Annotated in this window: 21 protein-coding genes; 12 read left to right on the top strand and 9 right to left on the bottom strand. The window is 68.9% G+C overall.

The genetic code is table 11. From position 1 onward, the window contains the following. Positions 1-6 precede the first annotated feature (6 nt). Positions 7-897 (bottom strand): LysR substrate-binding domain-containing protein, encoded by an 891-nt coding sequence (locus tag AB4Z48_RS18900; protein ID WP_441616657.1) that lies wholly within the window; start codon positions 895-897, stop codon positions 7-9. 268 nt (positions 898-1,165) lie between these two features. Between AB4Z48_RS18900 and AB4Z48_RS18895 the strand changes: the two genes are divergently transcribed. The 7 genes from AB4Z48_RS18895 to AB4Z48_RS18865 all read left to right on the top strand — a co-directional run bounded on the left by AB4Z48_RS18895 (position 1,166) and on the right by AB4Z48_RS18865 (position 7,264). Beyond that, positions 1,166-1,729 (top strand): carboxymuconolactone decarboxylase family protein, encoded by a 564-nt coding sequence (locus AB4Z48_RS18895; protein ID WP_441616655.1) that lies wholly within the window; start codon positions 1,166-1,168, stop codon positions 1,727-1,729. Positions 1,730-1,800: 71 nt separating this feature from the next. Continuing rightward, positions 1,801-2,601, top strand: a complete 801-nt coding sequence (locus AB4Z48_RS18890) for an SDR family NAD(P)-dependent oxidoreductase (protein ID WP_441616653.1) — start codon at positions 1,801-1,803, stop codon at positions 2,599-2,601. 40 nt (positions 2,602-2,641) lie between these two features. Beyond that, a complete protein-coding gene (locus AB4Z48_RS18885) occupies positions 2,642-3,652 on the top strand; it encodes a Bug family tripartite tricarboxylate transporter substrate binding protein (RefSeq protein WP_441616651.1) in 1,011 nt (336 codons plus the stop codon). 84 nt (positions 3,653-3,736) lie between these two features. Next, positions 3,737-4,570 (top strand): amidohydrolase family protein, encoded by an 834-nt coding sequence (locus AB4Z48_RS18880; RefSeq protein WP_441616649.1) that lies wholly within the window; start codon positions 3,737-3,739, stop codon positions 4,568-4,570. A 17-nt stretch (positions 4,571-4,587) separates the two neighbouring features. Beyond that, a complete protein-coding gene (locus AB4Z48_RS18875) occupies positions 4,588-5,544 on the top strand; it encodes an SMP-30/gluconolactonase/LRE family protein (protein WP_441616647.1) in 957 nt (318 codons plus the stop codon). A 63-nt stretch (positions 5,545-5,607) separates the two neighbouring features. Then, the gene (locus tag AB4Z48_RS18870) at positions 5,608-6,591 is read left to right on the top strand and encodes a Bug family tripartite tricarboxylate transporter substrate binding protein (RefSeq protein ID WP_441616645.1); all 984 of its coding nucleotides are present in this window, start codon (positions 5,608-5,610) and stop codon (positions 6,589-6,591) included. A gap of 4 nt (positions 6,592-6,595) precedes the next feature. Further along, positions 6,596-7,264 (top strand): glutathione S-transferase family protein, encoded by a 669-nt coding sequence (locus AB4Z48_RS18865; RefSeq protein WP_441616643.1) that lies wholly within the window; start codon positions 6,596-6,598, stop codon positions 7,262-7,264. A 24-nt stretch (positions 7,265-7,288) separates the two neighbouring features. Here the strand turns inward: AB4Z48_RS18865 and AB4Z48_RS18860 are convergent, their stop codons facing one another. The 6 genes from AB4Z48_RS18860 to AB4Z48_RS18835 are packed head-to-tail and all read right to left on the bottom strand — an operon-like array spanning position 7,289 to position 12,646. After that, positions 7,289-8,488 (bottom strand): CaiB/BaiF CoA transferase family protein, encoded by a 1,200-nt coding sequence (locus AB4Z48_RS18860; protein WP_441616641.1) that lies wholly within the window; start codon positions 8,486-8,488, stop codon positions 7,289-7,291. Between the two features lie 14 nt (positions 8,489-8,502). Next, the gene (locus AB4Z48_RS18855; RefSeq protein WP_441616639.1) at positions 8,503-9,498 is read right to left on the bottom strand and encodes a tripartite tricarboxylate transporter substrate binding protein; all 996 of its coding nucleotides are present in this window, start codon (positions 9,496-9,498) and stop codon (positions 8,503-8,505) included. Positions 9,499-9,558: 60 nt separating this feature from the next. Then, positions 9,559-10,362, bottom strand: coding sequence for an enoyl-CoA hydratase/isomerase family protein (locus AB4Z48_RS18850; RefSeq protein ID WP_441616637.1), 804 nt, complete (start codon positions 10,360-10,362; stop codon positions 9,559-9,561). A gap of 13 nt (positions 10,363-10,375) precedes the next feature. After that, complete coding sequence (locus tag AB4Z48_RS18845; RefSeq protein WP_441616635.1) at positions 10,376-11,137, bottom strand: SDR family NAD(P)-dependent oxidoreductase; 762 nt, start codon at positions 11,135-11,137, stop codon at positions 10,376-10,378. Position 11,138: 1 nt separating this feature from the next. Continuing rightward, positions 11,139-12,284: a thiolase family protein gene (locus AB4Z48_RS18840; RefSeq protein WP_441616633.1), complete on the bottom strand. Its 1,146-nt coding sequence runs from the start codon at positions 12,282-12,284 to the stop codon at positions 11,139-11,141. Further along, entirely contained in the window at positions 12,281-12,646 is a 366-nt protein-coding gene (locus tag AB4Z48_RS18835) for a Zn-ribbon domain-containing OB-fold protein (RefSeq protein WP_441616631.1), read from the bottom strand. The genes AB4Z48_RS18840 and AB4Z48_RS18835 overlap by 4 nt, the downstream gene beginning before the upstream one ends. 200 nt (positions 12,647-12,846) lie before the next feature. Between AB4Z48_RS18835 and gcvA the strand changes: the two genes are divergently transcribed. Further along, a complete protein-coding gene (gene gcvA, locus AB4Z48_RS18830) occupies positions 12,847-13,749 on the top strand; it encodes a transcriptional regulator GcvA (RefSeq protein ID WP_441616629.1) in 903 nt (300 codons plus the stop codon). 45 nt (positions 13,750-13,794) lie between these two features. On the opposite strand, the gene AB4Z48_RS18825 is transcribed toward gcvA, so the two are convergent. After that, positions 13,795-14,706 carry an oxidoreductase gene (locus AB4Z48_RS18825; protein WP_441616627.1) on the bottom strand — a complete coding sequence of 304 codons (912 nt, stop codon included), beginning with the start codon at positions 14,704-14,706 and terminating at the stop codon, positions 13,795-13,797. 412 nt (positions 14,707-15,118) lie between these two features. Here AB4Z48_RS18825 and AB4Z48_RS18820 point away from each other — a divergent pair, with 412 nt between their 5' ends. Genes AB4Z48_RS18820 through AB4Z48_RS18810 form a run of 3 tightly spaced genes read left to right on the top strand, consistent with a single transcriptional unit; the run spans position 15,119 to position 17,524 of the window. Continuing rightward, the gene (locus AB4Z48_RS18820) at positions 15,119-16,081 is read left to right on the top strand and encodes a Bug family tripartite tricarboxylate transporter substrate binding protein (RefSeq protein ID WP_441616625.1); all 963 of its coding nucleotides are present in this window, start codon (positions 15,119-15,121) and stop codon (positions 16,079-16,081) included. A gap of 40 nt (positions 16,082-16,121) precedes the next feature. Next, positions 16,122-17,009 carry a PhzF family phenazine biosynthesis protein gene (locus tag AB4Z48_RS18815; protein ID WP_441616830.1) on the top strand — a complete coding sequence of 296 codons (888 nt, stop codon included), beginning with the start codon at positions 16,122-16,124 and terminating at the stop codon, positions 17,007-17,009. Further along, a complete protein-coding gene (locus tag AB4Z48_RS18810; RefSeq protein ID WP_441616623.1) occupies positions 17,006-17,524 on the top strand; it encodes a RidA family protein in 519 nt (172 codons plus the stop codon). Before AB4Z48_RS18815 ends, AB4Z48_RS18810 begins: the two co-directional genes overlap by 4 nt. Here AB4Z48_RS18810 and AB4Z48_RS18805 read toward each other — a convergent pair. Continuing rightward, positions 17,482-18,258, bottom strand: coding sequence for a helix-turn-helix domain-containing protein (locus tag AB4Z48_RS18805; RefSeq protein WP_441616621.1), 777 nt, complete (start codon positions 18,256-18,258; stop codon positions 17,482-17,484). The two genes, AB4Z48_RS18810 and AB4Z48_RS18805, sit on opposite strands and share 43 nt — an antisense overlap. Before the next feature lie 338 nt (positions 18,259-18,596). Here AB4Z48_RS18805 and AB4Z48_RS18800 point away from each other — a divergent pair, with 338 nt between their 5' ends. Beyond that, a complete protein-coding gene (locus AB4Z48_RS18800; RefSeq protein ID WP_441616619.1) occupies positions 18,597-19,595 on the top strand; it encodes a hypothetical protein in 999 nt (332 codons plus the stop codon). Positions 19,596-19,642: the final 47 nt, after the last annotated feature.

Raw genomic sequence — 19,642 nt, 5'->3', positions numbered from 1 at the left:
CCGGCCTCAATTGCCCGCCGGCACGCCGAGCAGGCCCAGCGCCCGCGCCAGCACCGGCGACTGGTTGCCGGGATGCCAGATCACCGAATACTCGGCCTGCGCCTGCGCAGCCGTGCCCGCCAGCGGCTTGAGCACCACGCCGGGCAGCGCCGCCCGGCCCAGCGTGCGCGGCACCAGCGAAACGCCCCGCCCCAGCGCCACCAGGCTCACCACCGAAAGCAGGTGCCGCACGTAGTGCCGGATGTTCGGGCTGAAGCCGGATTGCAGGCAGGTGGAGACGATGAGATCGAAGTAGCCCGGCGCACTCTCGCGCGGAATCACGATGAAGGTCTCATCCTCCAGCTCGGCGGGGTCGATGCGCCGGCGCTGCGCCAGCCGGTGCGTGGCGGGCAGCGCGGCTACCAGCGGCGTGCGAGCGACCAGGTGCGTGGCCATCTCGCCGGCGCCGGCCTGCACCTGGGCAAAGCCGAGATCGATGCGGTCATGGCGCAGCGCTTCCACCTGCTCGGACGAGCCCATCTCCTCCCACACGGTCTCCACGCCGGCCAGGTCCCGCTCCAGCCGCGCGAACAGCTTCTCGATGCCGATATAGATCACGGCTGCCACAAAGCCGATGCGCAGGGTGCCGGTCTCGCCATGCTCGGCGCGGCGCACCACCTGCATGGCAATCTCGGCCTGGCTGAGAATGCGGCGCGCCTCCTGCACCAGCGCGCTACCCGCGGGCGTGAGCCGCACGCTGCGCTTGTTGCGGTCGAACAGCATCACGCCGAGCTGCGCCTCGAGCTGCTGGATGTGCTTGGTCAGCGGTGGCTGCGAAATGCGCAGGCGCTCGGCGGCGCGGCCAAAATGCAGCTCTTCGGCCAGGGCCAGGAACATTCGCAGGTCTCGCATTTCCATGCATCGTCTCGCATCGGATCAGGGTTCGGTAATTCTAATTTGGAATTAGTCTGTTCCAAAAAATATATTGGACGATGCCAGGCTCCGCTCCGCACAATGCAGCCAGCATCGCAAATGCAGCGCACCTGCGACCAGCACAGCGGCGCGATCCGTGCGCGACAGAACAGCAGCACAACAGAACGATACGGAGACAAGCCATTCCCGCGCGCGCCGCACCGGCAGCGTGGCGGCATGCCGTACCTCCGCCCAACGACCGAAGAAAGCCGCCATGACCCGACTCGCCCCGCTTGCCCCCGCCGACATGACCCCAGAGCAACGCGCCGTGCACGACACCATCGTCGCCGGCCCGCGCGGGCAGGTGCGCGGCCCGCTCGCCGTGTGGCTGCACCGCCCCAAGCTGGCCGCGACCGCGCAGGCGCTGGGCCAGTATTGCCGCTATGACTCTTCGCTGCCGGCGCGCCTGTCGGAGCTGGCCATCCTGGTGATGGGGCAGTTCTGGGGCGCCGAGTTCGAATGGTGGGCGCACAAGCCGCTGGCACTGAAGGCCGGCATCAGCGCCGAGGTGGTCGAAGCCATCCGCACCGGCCAGGCGCCGCGGTGCGATCGCGAGGACGAGGCCGTGGTGATCGCGGTGATGCACAGCCTGACGCGCGAGCGCAGGATCCCTGCGGCGCTCTACCAGCAGGCCGTGGACGTGCTGGGCCAGGACAACGTGATCGACCTGGTCGGGCTGGCCGGCTACTACACGCTGATTTCCATGACGATCAACGCCTTCGAGGTGATGCCGCCCGAAGGCACGGCGCCGGAACTCGGCGACGCCCGTGGCGGCTGAATAGACATCCCCGCGCCATCCCTGGCACCGCCTCTCCAATGAACACGCAAGCACGCAAGGAAGCACAGATCATGTCGAAGAGACTGCAGGGCAAGGTCGTCATCGTCACCGGCGCAGGATGCGTCGGCCCCGGATGGGGCAACGGGCGCGCCGTCGCGGTGCGCTTCGCCGAAGAAGGCGCCAGGGTATTCGCCGTGGACAAGAGCGCGGCGGCCATGGAAGAAACGCTGGAGCGCGTGCGCGCCGTGCAGGGCGAGGTCGAGCCCCATACCTGCGACATGACCAGCGCCGCCGGGGTGCAGGCCATGGTCGAGGCCTGCGTGGCCCGTTTCGGACGCGTGGACATCCTCGTCAACAACGTGGGCGGCTCCGCCCGCGGCGGCCCGGTGGATCTCAGCGAGGAAAGCTGGGATGCGCAGATCGATTTCAACCTGAAGAGCGTCTTCCTGGCCTGCAAGCAGGTGCTGCCGCTGATGGTGGCGCAGGGCGGCGGCGCCATCGTCAATACCGCCTCCACCTCGGGCATCCGCTGGACCGGCGCGGCCCAGGTCGGCTATGCCTCGGCCAAGGCCGCGGTGATCCAGTTCTCGCGCGTGGTGGCGGTGGAGTACGCCAGGCAGAATGTCCGCGTCAACACCGTCATCCCCGGGCAGATGCATACGCCCATGGTGGAAGCACGCCTGGCCGGCCAGCGCGCCGGCGGCGACGTGGACGCCCTGCTTGCGCAGCGCGTGGCGCGCATCCCGCTGGGCTTCATGGGCGACGGGCGCGATACGGCCAACGCCGCGCTGTTCCTGGCCTCGGACGAGGCGCGCTTCGTCACGGGCGCGGAGCTCGTGGTGGACGGCGGCATGAGCGTGCGCTGCGACTGAGCGGACGAACCCGACAAGAAAACCAGGAGACAAACCACAGATGGCATCGCGCAATCGTCCTTGCCCCACCCGCCGCACCGTGCTCAACGCCCTGCTGGGCGCAGCCGTGGCCGCCGGCATGCTTTCGGGGGCCACGCAGGCCAGCGCCGCGGGCTACCCGGACAAGCCCGTGCGCATGGTGGTCGCCTTCTCGCCTGGCGGCCCCACCGACATCATCGCGCGCGTGATCGCGCGCAAGCTGGGCGAGCGCCTCGGCCAGCAGGTGCTGGTTGACAATCGCCCCGGGGCCGGCGGCAATATCGCCTCGGAGCAGGTCGCGAAGGCGCCGGCGGACGGCTACACGCTGCTCTACAACAGCTCCTCCATCGCCATTTCGCCAGCGCTGTTCCACAAGCCTGGCCTGAACCCGGCGGAGATCTTCACGCCGGTGGCCTATGTCGCCACGGTGCCGCTGGTGGTGATCGTCAATGCCGCCACGCCGGTCAAGACACCGCAGGACTTCCTCAAGCTGCTCAAGGCCCAGCCGGGCAAGCTCAACTTCGGTTCGTCCGGCAACGGCACCATCGACCACCTGACCAGCGTGCTGTTCGCCGCGAAGACCGGCACCACGTTCAACCATATCCCATACAAGGGCAACGCCGCTGCGCTGCCCGACCTGCTCTCGGGCCGGCTCGATTTCATGATGTCCGGCAGCCTGAACGCCGTCATGCCCTTCATCAAGGACGGCAAGCTGCGCGCGATTGCCGCCACCACCAGCCGCCGCGTGTCGATCCTGCCCGACACGCCCACACTGGCGGAGACCATCACGCCCGGCTTCGACTCGGGCACATGGCAGGGCATCGTGGCGCCGGCCGGCCTGCCCGCGGCCATCGCCGCGCGGCTGAACCGCGAAGTCGCGGCGGTGCTGGCCGACCCCGAGACCATTGCCGCCCTGCATGCCCAGGGCGCCGAGCCCATCGGCGGCAGCGCCGCCAGATACGGCGAACTGATCAAGACCGAGTACGCACGATGGACGCGCGTGGTCAAGGAAACCGGCGCGAGCTCGGACTAGGCGTCCGGACCAAGCGCCCGGACCAGGCACAGCCCGGCCCCGCCCGTCTCCGATCAATTCGCAGCCAGGAGAACAAGACCCATCATGACCCAGCCTGACGCCGGTGCCGCCACGCGCGGCACCTGGGATTGCCACACCCATATCTTTGGCCCCTACGATGCGCATCCGCTGCCGTCGGACGCCATCTACAGCCCGCCCGCGGCACCCTTCGCCGAGCTGCGCGCGCTGCACGCGGCGCTCGGCATCGTCCACGGCGTGCTGGTGCAGGGCGCCTGCTACGGCGACGATCACAGCGCCCTGCTGGCGGCGCTGGATGCCAGCGCCGGCACCTACCGCGGCGTGGCGCTGATCGATCCCGAGATCGACGAGGCGCGCCTGGCGGACATGCATGCGCGCGGCGTGCGCGGCATCCGGCTTGGCCTGATGTCGCACCTGGGCGGCGCCATCGATCCGGGCCGCATGCGGGCCATGCTCGATCGCATCCGTCCCTATGGCTGGCATGCGCTGCTGCACGGCCAGCTGACGGACGTGACCGGAGCGCTGGAGACACTCGAGGCGCACGGCGTCAAGCTGGTCGTGGACCACATGGCGCGCGTCGAGGCGGCGCGCGGCGTGGACTACGCGGAATTCACCGCGCTGGAGCGGCTGCTGGCGCTGCCCAATGTGTGGATCAAGCTGTCGGGCCCGGACCGCATCACCAGCGGCACGGCGCCCTTCGCCGCCGCCGTGCCGGTGGCCCGCCGCCTGCTGGAGATCGCACCCGCGCGCGCCATCTGGGGCAGCGACTGGCCCCATCCCAATATCGCCTACGCGCGCCCGGACGAAGCGCAGCTGCTGGCGTGGATCCACGCCGTCTGTGGCGGCGCGGCCGGCGCCGATGCCGTGCTGGTCCGCAACCCTGCCCGCCTGTACGCCTGACCCCACCCGGAGATCCCATGACCAGCCTTGCCCCCGCTCCAATGCCGCTGATCCGCTACCCGGACCCCGCCGTGCAGGTGCTCAGCCCCGCCTTCGAGAAATACCGGCTGGTGCTGGCCGCGGTGGAGCGCATCGCCGGCGGCAGCCGCTGGGCCGAAGGCCCGGTATGGTTCGGCGACGGCCGCTACCTGCTGTGGAGCGACATCCCCGGCAACCGCATCCTCAAATGGGAGGAAGCCACCGGCGCCATCAGCGAGTTCCGCGCCCCTTCCGGCCACGCCAACGGCAACACGCGCGATCGCCAGGGCCGGCTGGTGAGCTGCGAGCATGGCGGCAGGCGCGTCACGCGCACCGAGTACGACGGCAGCATCACCGTGCTGATGGACCGCTTCGAGGGCAAGCGCCTGAACTCGCCGAACGACGTGGTGGTGAAGTCCGACGGCTCGATCTGGTTCACCGACCCGCCCTTCGGCATCGCCGGCTACTACCAGGGCGAACAGGCCGAAGCCGAGCTGCCCGAGCGGCTGTACCGGCTCGACCCCGTGACCGGCGCCGCCAGCGTGGTGGCCGACGACATCAGCGGCCCCAATGGCCTGGCCTTCTCCCCGGATGAACGCATCCTGTACGTGATCGAATCGCGCGCCCGCCCGCGCCGTATCCGCGCGTTCGACGTGGAGGCCGGCGGCGCCCGGCTCGGCGCCAGCCGGGTGCTGGTGGACGCCGGGCCCGGCACGCCGGACGGCTTCCGCGTGGATGTGGACGGCAACCTCTGGTGCGGCTGGGGCATGGGCACGCCGGAGCTCGATGGCGTGCGCGTGTTCTCGCCGCAAGGCGAGCCGATCGGCCATATCGCGCTGCCCGAGCGCTGCGCCAACCTCTGCTTTGGCGGGCGCCAGCGCAACCGGCTCTTCATGGCGTCGTGCACCTCGATCTACGCGCTTTACGTAAATACGCAAGGCGCGGCGGGCGGGTAAGCGCCTGGTGCGCCCACACCCCGGCTAGCGCCACGCATGCGAACGACAGGACAGGAGACCTAGATGCAACCACGCACCACACGCCGCGCGCTCGGCACCGCACTGCTGGCGAGCCTGCTCGCGCCGCTGCTGGCCTTGCCCGGCACCGCGCAGGCCGCACCCATCACCCGCCTGGTGGTGGCCTTCCCCGCGGGCGGCCCGGCCGACTCCCTGGCGCGCGTGATCTCGCGCCAGCTGGAGACCGAACTGAAGCAGACCGTGGTCATCGACAACCGGCCGGGCGCCAACGGCGCCATCGCCGCCGGCTTTGTCGCCAAGTCGCCGCCGGACGGCTCCGTGCTGTTCCTCACCAGCGCCGGCGCCATCGTCATCAACCCGGCCCTGTACGCAAACCTGCCCTACAACCCGCAGAAGGACCTGGCGCCGATCTCGATGGTGGTCAACACGCCCGAGGTGCTGGTGGTCAAGCCCGATGCCAGCGCCGCCACCGCCGCCGCCTTCGTCAAGCAGTCGCAGCAGGCCGCCAAGCCGCCCAGCCTCGCCTCCACCGGCGTCGGCAGCATGCCGCACATGGCGATCGAGCTGTTCAAGGCGGCCACCAGCGTCAACTTCCTGCACGTGGCCTATAAAGGCGCCGCCCCGGCCATCACCGACACCCTCGGCGGCCAGGTGGATGCCTTCTTCGGCGACGCCTCCGGCCTGATGCCCTTCATCACCAGCAAGCGTCTCAGGCCCATCGGCGTGGCCGCGCCCCGGCGCCTGCCTTTCCTGCCCGAAGTGCCCACGCTGGCCGAGCTCGGCATCGCCAATGTCGAGGCCAGCAACTGGTACGGCATGATGGCGCCGGCCGGCACGCCGCCTGCCGTGGTCAACCGCATCAATGAAGCGCTGCGCCACACGCTGGCCGCGCCGGAGGTCCGCAAGAGCCTGGACCAGCTAGGCCTGGTGCCGGCGCCGGGCAGCGCGGCGGAATTCGCCGCCATCATCCGCGCGGACGCCGCCAAATGGGCCCGCGTCATCAAAGACCGCAATATCCACGGAGAATAAGCCGATGCAGCCCGATGCCCAGTCGCTGTCGCCCTCCGCCACCCCGCTGCCCGGCCGCCTCAACCTGTTCTGGTCGCCGCGCTCGCCTTTCGTGCGCCGCGTCATGGTGGCCGCGCACGAACTCGGGCTGGCACAGGCCATCCACCGCATCGATGCCGTGGTGTCCATGACCACCTGCCACGCCGGGCTGATGCGCATCAACCCGCTCAGCAAGATCCCCACGCTGGTGACCGAAGACGGCGCCGCCCTGTTCGACACGGTGCTGATCTGCGAGTACCTCGACAGCGTGGCCTGCGTGCCCTCGCTGTTTCCCCCGGCGGGCGAGGCGCGCCTGCAGGCCATGCGCTGGCACGCGCTCGGCCACGGCCTCACCGACCTGCTGGTGCTGTGGCGCAATGAGCGCAACCGCCCGGCGGCGCAGCAGTCGGGCGACACCATGCGCGCCTGGGATGCCAAGCTGCGCGCCACGCTCGCCACGTTGCAGGCCGAGGCGGCGGCCCTGCAAGCCGCGCCGCTGTCCATCGGCCAGATCGCCGTGGCGTGCGCGCTGGGATACCTGGATTTCCGCTTCGCCGAGATGGCATGGCGTGCCGGCGTGCCCGCGCTCGGCGCGTGGTTCGACGCTTTCAGCCGGCGCGAGTCGATGCAGGCGACGCTGCCGTCGCAGGGGTAGCGCGGGCGCGGGTCCGGGGCAAGGTCAGTGCGCCGCGCAGAGCGCGCCGGCGGCAACCATGCCCGCCACCTCATCCGCACCGAATGCCAGCTCTTCCAGGATCTCGCGATTGTGTTCCCCGAGCGACGGCGCACGCGTGTGCGGCAACGCATTCTCGACGGCACTGTTGATCGGGAATCCCGGCATCCGTATCTCGCCATGCGCGCCGCCTTCCATGCTGGCGATCATGCGGTTGGCCAGCACTTGCGGGTGGCGGGTGGCATCCTCGTAGCTGGCGACTTTCGCGCACAGGATGTCGGCGTCCTTCAGGACCCGCAGCCAGTGCGCGGCGGCGCGGGTGCGGAACACCGCGCCCAGCTCCGCCTTCATGGCGGCGCGGTGCTCGACCCGCCGGGCCGACGAGGAGAAGCGCGGCTCCTGTGCGATGTGCGCGAGCCCCAGCACCCCGCACAGGGTGGGCCAGCGGCTGCCGTTGTAGGCGGCCACCATGATCCAGCCGTCGGCGCACTGGAACGCCTCGTTGGGCGCGGAGTACGGCGCGGCGCTGCCGATGCGCTCGGGCAGGACGCCGTCGGCCAGGTAACTGGTCAGCGAGGCCTGCTGCAGGGCCAGCGCGGCGTTCAGCAGGTTGACGTCCAGGTGCCCGCCCTGCCCGTCGCGCTCGCGGGCGTTGAGCTTGGCCAGCACGCCCACGCAAGCGACATAGCCCGTCATCATGTCCACCACCGGCGCCTGCACCTTGCACGGCTCGGCCCCGGGCACGCCGACCAGGCTCATCAGCCCGGAATCCGCCTGCAGGATGCCGTCGACGCCCGCCTCGTGCGCGTACGGGCCGCCCTGGCCGTAGGCCGATACGGAGCAGTAGACCAGTCGCGGATTGTCCGCGGCCACCTGCTCGTAGGCCAGCCCCAGCCTTGCCATCACGCCCGGGCGCATGCTCTCGATCACCACGTCGGCCCGGGCCACCAGCCGCCTGGCCACGGCCAGGCCCTCCGCTGTCTTCAGGTCCAGGCAGATGCCCCGCTTGTTGCGGTTGAAGCCGTGATACAGGGCGCTGTCCTCGCCGATCCAGCCCGGGCCGAGCTGGCGGCCGAGGTCGCCGTCCGGGCCTTCGACCTTGGTGACGCTCGCGCCCATGTCGGCCAGCAGCATCGCGCACAGCGGCCCCGCCGCGATCTGCGCGAACTCGACCACCTTCAACCCCTCCAGTGCCTTACGCAGCATGATGCTCTCCCTGCCTACAGTTCGACCTTCAGGCCCGTGGCTTTGACCAGGTTGGCCCAGCGCGTGGCGTCCCTGGCCAGGATGGCCTTGAGCTCGTCCGGCGTCGACGACGTCGGCTCGAAGCCCTGCTTCGCAAGGGAGCCGTCCGCCCGCAGGCTCTTGACGGTCTGCACCAGCGCCGCGCTGAGCTTGTCGACATTGGCGCGCGGCATGCCGGCCGGTGCCAGCATGCAGTACCAGAGCGCGGCATCGTAGTTCTTCAGCCCCGCTTCCTCGAAGGTCGGCAGGTCCGGCAGGCCGGGCGCGCGCTGCTTGCCGGCGATGCCGAGCGGGCGCAGCTTCTTTGCCTGGATGAAGGTCAGCACCGAGGCCATGGTGGCGAACGAGGTAGGCACCTGCCCGGCGACCACGTCGCTGATCGCCGGCGACGTGCCCTTGTACGGCGCGTGCAGCAGATCGGTCTTGGTCAGGAAAGTGAACAGCTCGCCGGCCAGGTGCTGGGGCGTGCCGACGCCCGGCGTGCTGTAGGAGAGCTTGCCCGGGTGTGTCCTGGCGTATTGCAGGAACTCCTGCAGCGTCTTGTACGGCTCGTTCGGATTGACCACCAGAAGGATGGGTACCGAGGCGATCATGCCGACCGGCGCGAAGTCGCGCTCCACGTTGAACGGCGTCTTGTTGCCGATGGCCGGGTTGATGGTGATCTGGTTCGAGGCAAGCACCAGCGTGTGGCCATCGGTGGCGCGCGCCGCCAGCTCGGTGCCGAGGTTGCCCCCCGCGCCGGGGCGATTGTCCACGATCACCTGCTGGCCGAGGAGCTTCGACATGCCCGGCGCGATCGCGCGCGCCAGGATATCGTTGCCGCCGCCGGGCGCGAATGGCACGATCAGGCGGATGGTCTGCGAGGGGAACCTGGCGGCGTCCGCCGCGGCCGCGGCGCCGGCCATGCCGGCAAGGCCGGCCAGCGACAGCATCGCGGTGGCGATGCGCTTGGACAGGGTTGGGTGGTACATGGTGTGGTCTCCTGGCTTGTCTTCGTCTTGGGTGATTGAAACGCAGCGGGACTTCGGGATTCAGCGGCCGGCGTAGCGCGGATCCCGCTTCTCGGCAAACGCCTGACGGCCCTCCACGCGGTCCTGCGTGTCCCGCAGCGCGCCCCAGTAAAGCTCGGTGAGCTGCTGCGCGTCGGTATCGCTGAGGTGCGCCGTCTGGCGCGCCAGGCGCTTGATGGCCTGTAGCGCAAGCGGGCCGTTGCGGGCAATGCGCCTGGCGATCTCCATCGCGCCGGGGATCAGCGCGTCCGGCGCGAACACGTCGGAAACCAGCCCCATGCCGAGCGCCTGCTGCGCGTCGATATGGCTTGCCGTCAGCGCCATCTTCATGGCATGCGCGCCCGGCACGGCCCGCAGCAGCCTGTGCAGGCCCGATACCGCGGGAATCGAGGCCACCGCCGCCTCGGGCAGGCCGAAGCGTGCCGTGCTCGATGCCACGCGGATATCGCATTGCAGCGCCAGCTCCAGCCCGCCGCCCAGGCAGTAGCCGTTCACGGCGGCAATCACCGGCTTCCAGAGATCCAGGCCCGCGAGGTCCATCAGGCGGATATAGAGGCCGCGCTCGGCGGCCGTGCCGGTTTCACGGAACATGGCTTCCGGGTAGCTGGCGGCAGACACGGCCGTGCCCTTGAGGTCCGCGCCCGCGCAGAAGGCCTTGCCGCCCTCGCCGGTCACGATGCACACGCGCAGGTCGTCGCGGTCGCGAAAATCGGCAAGGTGCCCGCGCAACGCCTTCAGCGTGGCGAGATCGAGCGTGTTCAGCGCCTGCGGCCTGGCAATGGTGAGGATGGCAACGTTGCCGTCGACCTGTAGGTTCGCGCTCATGGCTTGACTCCTCTCAGACGCTGGGGCTGGCCAGGCTGCGGCCGCCGCAGACATAAAGCAACTGGCCGGTGATATACGAGGCAGCCGGCGAGAGGAAGAACTCCACCGCATGGGCAATATCCTCCGGCGTGCCGATGCGCTGCACCGGCACCGATGCCTGCAGGCGCGCCTGCACTTCGGGCTTGAACTCGCGGAACAGCGGCGTGTCCACGATGCCCGGCGCGATGGCATTGACCGTGATCCCTTCTCGCGCGAACTCCAGCGCCAGGCTGCGCGTCAGGCTGACCACGCCGCCCTTGGCCGCCGAGTAGTTGGCCTGGCCGAAGCCGCCCAGCCAGGCGCGCGAAGAGATATTCACGACGCGCCCGAAGCCGCGCTCCACCATGCCCGGCAGCACCGCCTGGCACGCCAGGAACTGCGAGCGCAGGTTGGTCGAGATGACGAGGTCCCAGTCCTCCTCGGTCATCTTGAGGAAGCGCTTGTCGCGCACGGCACCGGCGTTGTTGACCAGATAGTCGATGCGGCCCGCCCACTCCGCGGCGTGCGCCACCGCGCCGGCGACTTCCTTGCCGTTGGTGAGGTCGACCACCACGCCGTGGGCCTTGTGCCCCGCTTCCTGGATCGACTTCACCGCGCCGGCCAGCGCCTGCGCGTCGCGGTCGAGGATCACCACCGCCACGCCCTGCCGGGCCAGCCGGCTGGCGATGCCGAAGCCGATGCCCCGCGCCGCGCCCGTCACCACCGCCACGTGGCCTTGTTCCAATTGGTCGCTCATTTCAGACTCCCAGCAAGTGAACCGAAGACGCCGCGTGATCCACGCCGGCAATGCCGCCGCCCGTGCACTGCGCCAGCCCGATCACGGGCATGCCCGCCTGGCGAGCCCCGGCCCTGCCCTGCAGTTGCCAGGTCAGCTCCACCATCTGCGCCACGCCGGTGGCGCCGAGCGGGTGCCCCTTGGCCAGCAGGCCGCCACTGGGGTTGACCGGCACCCTGCCGCCCAGCCGCGTGGCGCCAGAACGCAGCAGGTCCACCGCGTGGCCCGGCCGGGCCAGGCCCAGCGCCTCGTAATAGATCAGCTCGGCGATGGTGAACGCATCGTGCAGCTCGACCACGCCCACATCTTCCGGCGCGACGCCGGCCGCCTCATACGCCAGCCGGGCGGCGCGCGCGGTGATCTCGGCGTCGAGAATGTCGTCGTGTGCCTCCTCGCGCATGCCGGACTGCACGATCGAAGCAAGCACCTTCACGGGCTTGTTGCCGGCCGGCACATCGGTGCCCAGCACCAGGGCCGCCGCGCCGTCCACCTGCGAGGGGCAGCACTGCAGCAAGGTCAGCGGATCCGCCACCATGCGCGATGCCAGCACGGCTTCGATCGTGGTCTCGCTGCGCTGCTGGGCATATTCGTTCAGCGTGCCGTGGTGGCGGTTCTTGACGGCGATGGCGGCGAGGTCTTCGCGGGCGGCATCGCGTTCGTGCAGGAAGCGCGTGGCGCGCATGGCATAGACCGCCGGCAGGACCATCCCGGCCTTGGCATACAGATTGGTCTTTTCATCGTTGAGCTGCATCGGAATCGTGCCGCCGCCCAGCTGCGTGAGCTGCTCGATGCCGAACACCAGTACCTTGCGGTACTGCCCGGCCAGCAGGGCATGGCGCGCCAGGTGCACGGCGGTGGCACCGCTGGCGCAGGCGTTCTCGACGTTGTAGACCGGGATGCCGCTGAAACCGAGATCACGGGCGATCACCTGGCCGAGGATCATGCCGCCGAACACGTTGGCGCAATAGATGGCCTCGATCTCCCGCACCGCAGCACCGGCATCGTCGAGCGCCGCCAGGATGGCGCGGTGCGCCAGTTCCGGTGCCATGGTGTCCTGGTGCCGTCCGAACGCCGTCATGGCGACGCCGGCGATGTAGATATTGCTCATGCTGCTTCTCCTTGCGCGCGGGCACTGAAGACATAACCAAGCGCCTGGTCCGGCTCGGCGCGGCAAAGCGCGCCGATCGACGGCGGCAGCGCACCATTGACCCGTCCGAAGATGCGCACCGGCTGGTCGCGCATATCGACATAGCCCACCGCATACGGCGCCTGCCCGCTCTTGGGGTTGGGATGGATCACCGTGAAGCTGTACAGCGTGCCGAACAGGCCGACGTCCACGTCGTCATGGCCGGCCGCGAGCACGGCGGCGGGCGCGAACGCCGGGAAAACCAGCTCGCCGGTTGCGCGTTCGCGCGATGCGAGCAGAGATGCCCCGGATTGGCTCCACAAGCGTTGATGGATTGCTTCCATTTGCAGTTCCTCTGGTATGCCCTGGCGCGATGCGCTGGCCGGGCCGTTGGATGACGAGTTCATGATGGTTCATGGCAATGCCGCCGACAAACGAGATTTCTGGCCGTCTCGCTTGAGTTTTTATCAAGCGAGCGGCACCATGGGCGCATCGGTCCGCGCCCCGGTTGACAAAGCGCGCCGCACTCCTTACAACCATCGTCATGGACCGACTGCCACCCCTCAACGCCATCCGCGCCTTCGAAGCCACGGCCCGCCATCTGAGCATGACGCAAGCCGCCAGCGAGCTGAGCGTGACCCCCGGCGCCGTCAGCCGGCAGATCCGCACGCTGGAGAGCTTTCTCGGCATGCCGCTGCTCTACCGCGGGCATCGCGAGATCACGCTCACGCGCGAAGGCGCGGAGTACTTCAAGGCCATGAGCAAGGTGGTGGAGCAGATCCGCGACGCCACCCGGCGCGTGCGCGGCACCAGCGAGCGCAAGCAGCTCAAGGTGCGCGCCTACACCACCTTCGCCATGCGCTGGCTGATCCCGCGCCTGTCGAGCTTTCACGGCAAGCACCCGAAGATCGAGGTCTTGCTGACGGCCTCGCTGGAGCCCGTGGACTTCCGCAAGGAAGACCTGGACTTCGCCATCCGCCTTGGCGACGGACGCTGGCCGGACGTCGACTGCGAGCGGCTGGTGGCCAATATCCTGGTGCCGGTCTGCAGCCCCGCGCTGCTGGAGAAGTCCGCCAGCAAGCTCAAGAAGCCGGCGGACCTGGCTGCGTTCGTGCTGCTGCACTCCATCGCCCGCCCCGACGACTGGCAGGTCTGGCTGCAGAAGGCGCGCGCCGCGGGCAAGGTAGACGCGCATTCCGGCCTCACCTACCAGAGTTCGGCCATGGCCTATTCCGCCGCGCTCGAAGGCCACGGCGTGGCCATCGCCCAGCAGTTCCTGGTGGAAGACGACCTGGCGGCCGGCAAGCTGGTCAGGCCCTTCGCGCAGTCGGTGGACATGGGCGACTACACCTACTACCTGCTCCAGCCGGCCCACCGCAAGCAGAGCGCGCACGCCAGGGCGTTCCGCAACTGGCTGCTCGCCGCCTTTGCCGGCGGCGAGGCGTAGCTTTCCTTCCCGGCCACGATCCCGGCGGCGATCCCGACCGCGGACTCAGCCGCGCACGTCGTCGTGGTCGGTGGACATGGCCACCTCTTCCCACTGCGCCAGTTCCGCTTCGACCGACTGGTTGATCTCGCGGATCTTGGCCACCGTATCGGAGCCCAGCGGCAGGCGCAGCGGCGGCTCGGCGCTGTCGGCCAGCTGCAGGATCGCCGTGGACAGCTTGCGCGGATCGCCGGGTTGCTTGTGGTTGGCCGCGGCCATCATGGTGCGCATGGCGCCCACCGTCTGCTCGTAGGCGTCGATCCGGCTGGCCGTCGGCACCATCGAGCTGGACTCCAGGAAATCCGTGCGGAAGAACCCGGGCTCGACCACGGTAGCGTGGATGCCGAGCGGGGCCAGCTCGACGCGCAGCGCTTCCGTGATGCCCTCCAGCGCGAACTTGGTGGCGCCGTACACGCCCCAGCCCGGGTACGCGACATAGCCCCCGATCGACGAGATATTGATCACGTGGCCGCTGGACTGCGCGCGCATCGTGGGCAATACCGCACGCGTGACGCTCAGCACGCCGAACACGTTGGTGTCGAACTGCCGGCGCACTTCCGCGTCGCTGGCCTCCTCCACCGCGCCGAGCAGGCCATAGCCGGCGTTGTTCACCAGCACATCGATACGCCCGAAGCGCGCCACGGCCTGCTTCGTGACGTCGATCGCATCGGCCTCGCTGGTGACATCGAGCCTGGCGGCCAGCAGGTTGGGATGCTCGCCCAGCGCGGCGATGATGGCTTCGGGATTGCGCGCGGTGGCGACAACGCGGTCGCCGCGGTCCAGTGCATCCTGCGCGATCAGCACGCCGAAACCGCGCGACGCGCCGGTGATGAACCACACCTTGGCGGTGGCCGGGATAGTCTGAATTGCCTGGGTGGTCTGGGTAGCCTGGGCGGTCTGGGTGATGGACTGGGACATGATCGATCTCCTTGAGGTTGGAATCCGCCGTGGCGCTGCGTTGCTGGCTCACTGCGGCTTGGGAGTCTTCATGGTAGGACGCACCCCATTCACAAACTAGATGGAATCCTTTTGTTTTATTCACAACCAATCGTTACCAATAACGAAGGACGGCAAGGCATCTCCTGTGGGTTCCGCAGCCCGTCGCGCATGCGTATGCTTGCGCCCGCCAGCACCAGGGTGATGAATGGCGATTCTGTTGACGCCGGGAGTTGCCAATCAGCTGTGGCACCGCCACGCCTGCACGCTCCGGTGCAAGGCACGACGCCCGTCGCATTCTGGTTCAAACCCTGTCGCATTCCGGTTTGGCGTGGCTAACGCCGGCCAATACAGTGAAGGCGTTCATTCAAAGGGGAACGCCATGGCGTCAAGCATGCGAATACGCTACCGGGCTTCGGCCTGTCTCATCGCTGTCCTGTCCTGCGGCACGGCCTGCGCGCAAGTCTGGCCGTCGAAGCCGGTCACGCTCGTCGTGCCGTTTCCGGCCGGCGGCGGCACCGATCTCGTGGTGCGCTCTGTGCAGCAGAAACTGCAGGCCGAACTCGGGCAGCCGGTGGTTGTCGACAACCGCAGCGGGGCCGGCGGCACGATCGGCTCCACCTTCGTCGCGCGCGCCGCGCCGGACGGCTATGTGATCGGCGTTGCCACCACCAGCACGCATGCGGTGAGCGTCAGCGTCTACCCCAGGCTGCCCTACCAGCCGGCCAGCGATTTTGCGTATGCGGGCTTTATCGGCACCTCGCCCTATGTGCTGGCGGTCAACCGCGCGCTGCAGGCGGGCAGCACCAGAGACCTGATCGAGAAGCTGCGCCACGACAAGGGCCAGAACAGCTTCGCCTCGGTCGGCGTCGGCACGGTCTCGCACCTGATCGGCGAGCAGTTCCGCAAGCTCGCCAATGTGCCCATGACGCACGTCCCCTATCGGGGCGCGGCGCCGGCCTATACCGACCTGATGGGTGGACAGGTGCAGATCATGTTCGACAACCCTGTGGGGCTTGCGCCGTATATCAAGGCGCACAAGCTGACCGCGCTTGCCACCACCGCGCCCACGCCGTTGCTCGGCAACGTGCCCACCTTTGCCAGCCAGGGCATCCCGGACTTCTCGCAACAACTCTGGTACGGGCTGGCCTTCCCCAAAGGCACGCCCGCCGCGATCGTCGAGCGCCTGAACCGCGCGCTGAACAAGGTGCTCAACGACAAGGATGTCGTGAAGGACCTCGCGGAGAAAGGCGTCACGGCCCGCCCCGGCACGCCCGCGGAGATGCAGGCAGCGGTGGTGCACGACATTCCGTACTGGGGCGCCATCGCCAAATCCGTGGGAGCGACCATTGAATAAGACAGCCTGGATCCCCGCACCCGCACCGGGCGAAGTCGCCATGATCAACGTGTTCGTCGGCGGCGATAGTGGCGATGGCGTCAGCGCCGGCGGCGGCAACCCCGTGCCCCTGGTGGCCGACGCCCGCGGCATGACTTCGGCGGCGATGCAGTCGGTCGCGGCGGCATACGGCCACGAGTCCGCCTTCGTCCTGCCGGCCACCGCGCCGGGCTTCGACCTGCGGCTGCGCTTCTTCGTGCCGCAGCACGAGATGGAAATGTGCGGCCACGCGACGGTCGGCTCGCTGTGGGCCTTGCGCCAATGGCAGCAGTGGACGGCCCCGACCGCGCGCATCGAAACGCTCAGCGGCGCCGTCGATGCGCGGTGGGACGACGCCGGGCAACGCGTATGGATCTCGCAGCCGCCCGTGCAGACGCGCGTGCTGACCGTGCAGGAACGCCACCGGGTCGCGGCGGTCCTCGGGCTTGCTACCGAAGCGGCCGGCTACGCCATGACCAACGCATCGACCAGCCGGGTCAAGACCCTCATTGCGCTACCGGACCTGGACACGCTGCATGCCCTGCGCCCCGATTTCGCGGCAATGGAGTCGTTGTGCGCAGCGATCGGCTCCACGGGGCTCTATCCGTACGTCCTCACCTCCCTGCCGCAGACCACCGGCGGCTACGCCGTGGCACACGCCCGCCAGTTCCCGAAGTCTTCCGGCTATCCGGAAGACGCGGCCACCGGCATCGCCGCCGCCGCGCTGTGGGGACATCTGGTGGCGTCCGGCGCGCTCGGCGCCGCGGGCGGCGAACCACCCGCCGTGTCCGTGCGCCAGGGCGAAAGCATGGGCCGGCCGTCGGAAATCCTGGTCGCGCCGCGCGCGTCGGAGACAGGCGCGCCGCAGGGGTGCTGGCTCAGCGGAAACGTGGCATGGGCAAGCGCATGACAACACTGACGCCGGAAGCACGACTAGCCGCTGCGGGCCATGTACTGCCGCCGGCGCCGCAGCCGCGCGGTGCCTATGCGCCATTCAACGTAGCCGGAGACTGGATCGGGATCAGCGGACAGACCTCAAGGCGCGACGGCGTGGCCATGGCCGGCATGTGCCGGGCAGACGCCGATGTGGAGCCGGCAAGACAAGCGGCGCAAGTCGCCATGCTGAACGCGCTGGCCGCGCTGAGGGCCGCGTGTGGCGGAGGGCTGGAGCGCGTGGTCCAGGTCACGCGCCTGCGCGGATTCATCCGCAGCGGCACGGACTTCACGCGGCACACCGCCGTGCTGGACGCGGCATCGGATGTCCTCAGCCATGCCTTCCCCGAGCACGCCCTGCCCGCGCGCACGGCGGTAGGCGTGGCGAGCCTGCCCGACCAGGCCTGGATCGAGATCGAACTGGAGGCGCGCCTGTCGCCGGCAGCCAGTCATTCGCCATCGTCCGAGCCGCGCAGCAGCCGCGTCAGATGACCACTGCTGGCAAAGCCCAGCTGCTCGCTCACCCTGGCTAGCGGCCGGCCCTCCGCCAGCAGCGTGCGCGCATGCGCCGCCAGCACCCGCCGCCGCACGGCGACCGGGCTGGCGCCCAGTTCCAGCTGGCAGGCACGCTGCAGTTGCCGCATCGATACGCCCAGGCCCGCGGCCACCACTTCGATCGAAGGCAGCGCGGCGTCCCGCTCCAGCGCTGCCGTAAAGCGCCCCACCATCCGCAGCGCGACCGAGGCCGGCTCGGCCGGCACCGCCAGCGGCCTGCCTGCCATCAGCTGCGCCACGATCGCCCGCACCAGCAGCGCCGCGCTGGCCGGCGCGAGCATCGGCGACAGCAGCGCCTCCAGCATCGCGATGGTCGCCGCGTCCAGGTGCACCGCGCCGAAATGACTCAGCGCGCGCAGATGCTCGGGCGCCAGGTAGAGTTCGCCGTGCTGCTGCCGCCCGGCCTCGGCGACGGTCAGGTGCGTGGTTCCCGCCGGCAACAGCACGGCATCGCCGCGAACCAGCCGCGTGGACACCGCGCGCGCATCGTCCGGGCGGTCCGCGCGCGCCTCCCACATGCTCTTCAGCCGCCCCATGCGCGGCCACAGCAACATGCCGCAGTCATGGGTATGCCACTCGCGGCGGAAATCCGCCTGCCGGCTGTCATGCAGGGCAAAGCCATGCTCGGCGACCAGATGCAGCTTCGGGGAGAAATGGATGGGTGAGGCCATGGCGTAGAAGTCACCGCCGGGGATGGGCCGGGGCTCTGCCGGACATGATACGCCGGCCGGGACCGGGTGACCTGTTCGCCGCGCAATGCACCGCACTGGTGCTCGCAAGAAACGCGCCGTGCGCCAGGCATTTTCTCGCTTGCCGCGCTCACCCGGCCGTTGCGCGATAGACTCACTTCACGCGCGCCTGCCAGCGCACAGACGTATCTGTGCGGCGTCCCACAAATCGAAGCGACTCTTCCTTGTACGCTGCCATGTGCTGCGCATGGCGCGCCGCCGCGCAAGGATGCCGCGCGGACGCTCAATCCCGCGATGCGACCCCCGAACAGGAGCAGGGCATGTTGCGAAAGGTGATGGACCGGGCGAGACAGCTCCGGCGCAGTGAGCGGTTCAAGCATTCCGTGGCCACGCTGAGCCGCATATCCCTGCATGCGAAGCAACGGCTGAACCGTGGGGTGTTCGCCATCGACATCCACGAGAATTCCGGGTTCTTCTCCGTGCTGCAGATGGTCCTTTTCATCCTGATGTATTGCGAGGAGAAAGGGCTGGTTCCCTGCATCTCCGCGCGCGGCCGCATCTACGGCGATCCCGAAGGCAGGACAGACTGGTTCTCGACCTTCTTCGAATCCGTGCAGCGCCCGTCGCAAGCACCGTCGTCACGAAAGGTGCGGACCTCGATCGTCCACGACCTGGTTCAACTGGGATTCCGCGAGCGCTACGAGTCCAAGCTCGAACTCAAGAGTGCCAGCGCGCTGTTCTACGCGCACTACCGGCCCGCCGCGCATATCGTCGAAGAGGTCGATGCGCTCTGCGAGGCGCTCGGCATCGGCGGGTCGACACTCGGCGTGCATTACAGGGGCACCGACAAACGGCACGAGGCAGAGTCGATCTCCTGGGAAGCGTTCTGCAAGGTCGTCGAGTCAACCTTGTCGGAGAATCCCCGCCTGACCAGCATCTTCGTCTCCAGCGATGAAAGGGCGTTTCTCGACTTCTTCGTCGCCTGGCCGTTCGACAGGCCGGTCGGCGTGGCACCCTCGAGACTGCTCGCCAACGGCAGCATGCCGATCCATTTCGGTGGCTATTCGGGCCTGGAGATCGGCCGTGAAGCGCTGGTCTCCTGCCTGCTGCTGTCCAGGTGCGGCTTCCTGGTGAAAACGCCGTCTTACTTGTCTGCCTGGTCGAAGATCTTCAATCCGTCGCTGCCGGTGCGGCTCGCGTCGCCGCCCCGGGCGGATGCGTTCTGGTTTCCGGATAGTCAGCTGTGGGTTGAGAATGACCTGGCGCAAGCTGGCCAGGAGAAATGGGCGGCGGCGCCGGAAACACTGTCGCCACGCTAGGCGTAGCGAGCGGAGAAGGAAATGTGAGTGCAGAATGCGAGGCCTCC

It is taken from the genome of Cupriavidus sp. 2TAF22, from assembly GCF_052115045.1.
GTDB lineage: Bacteria > Pseudomonadota > Gammaproteobacteria > Burkholderiales > Burkholderiaceae > Cupriavidus.
This window is presented reverse-complemented; position numbering and strand designations above follow the sequence as displayed.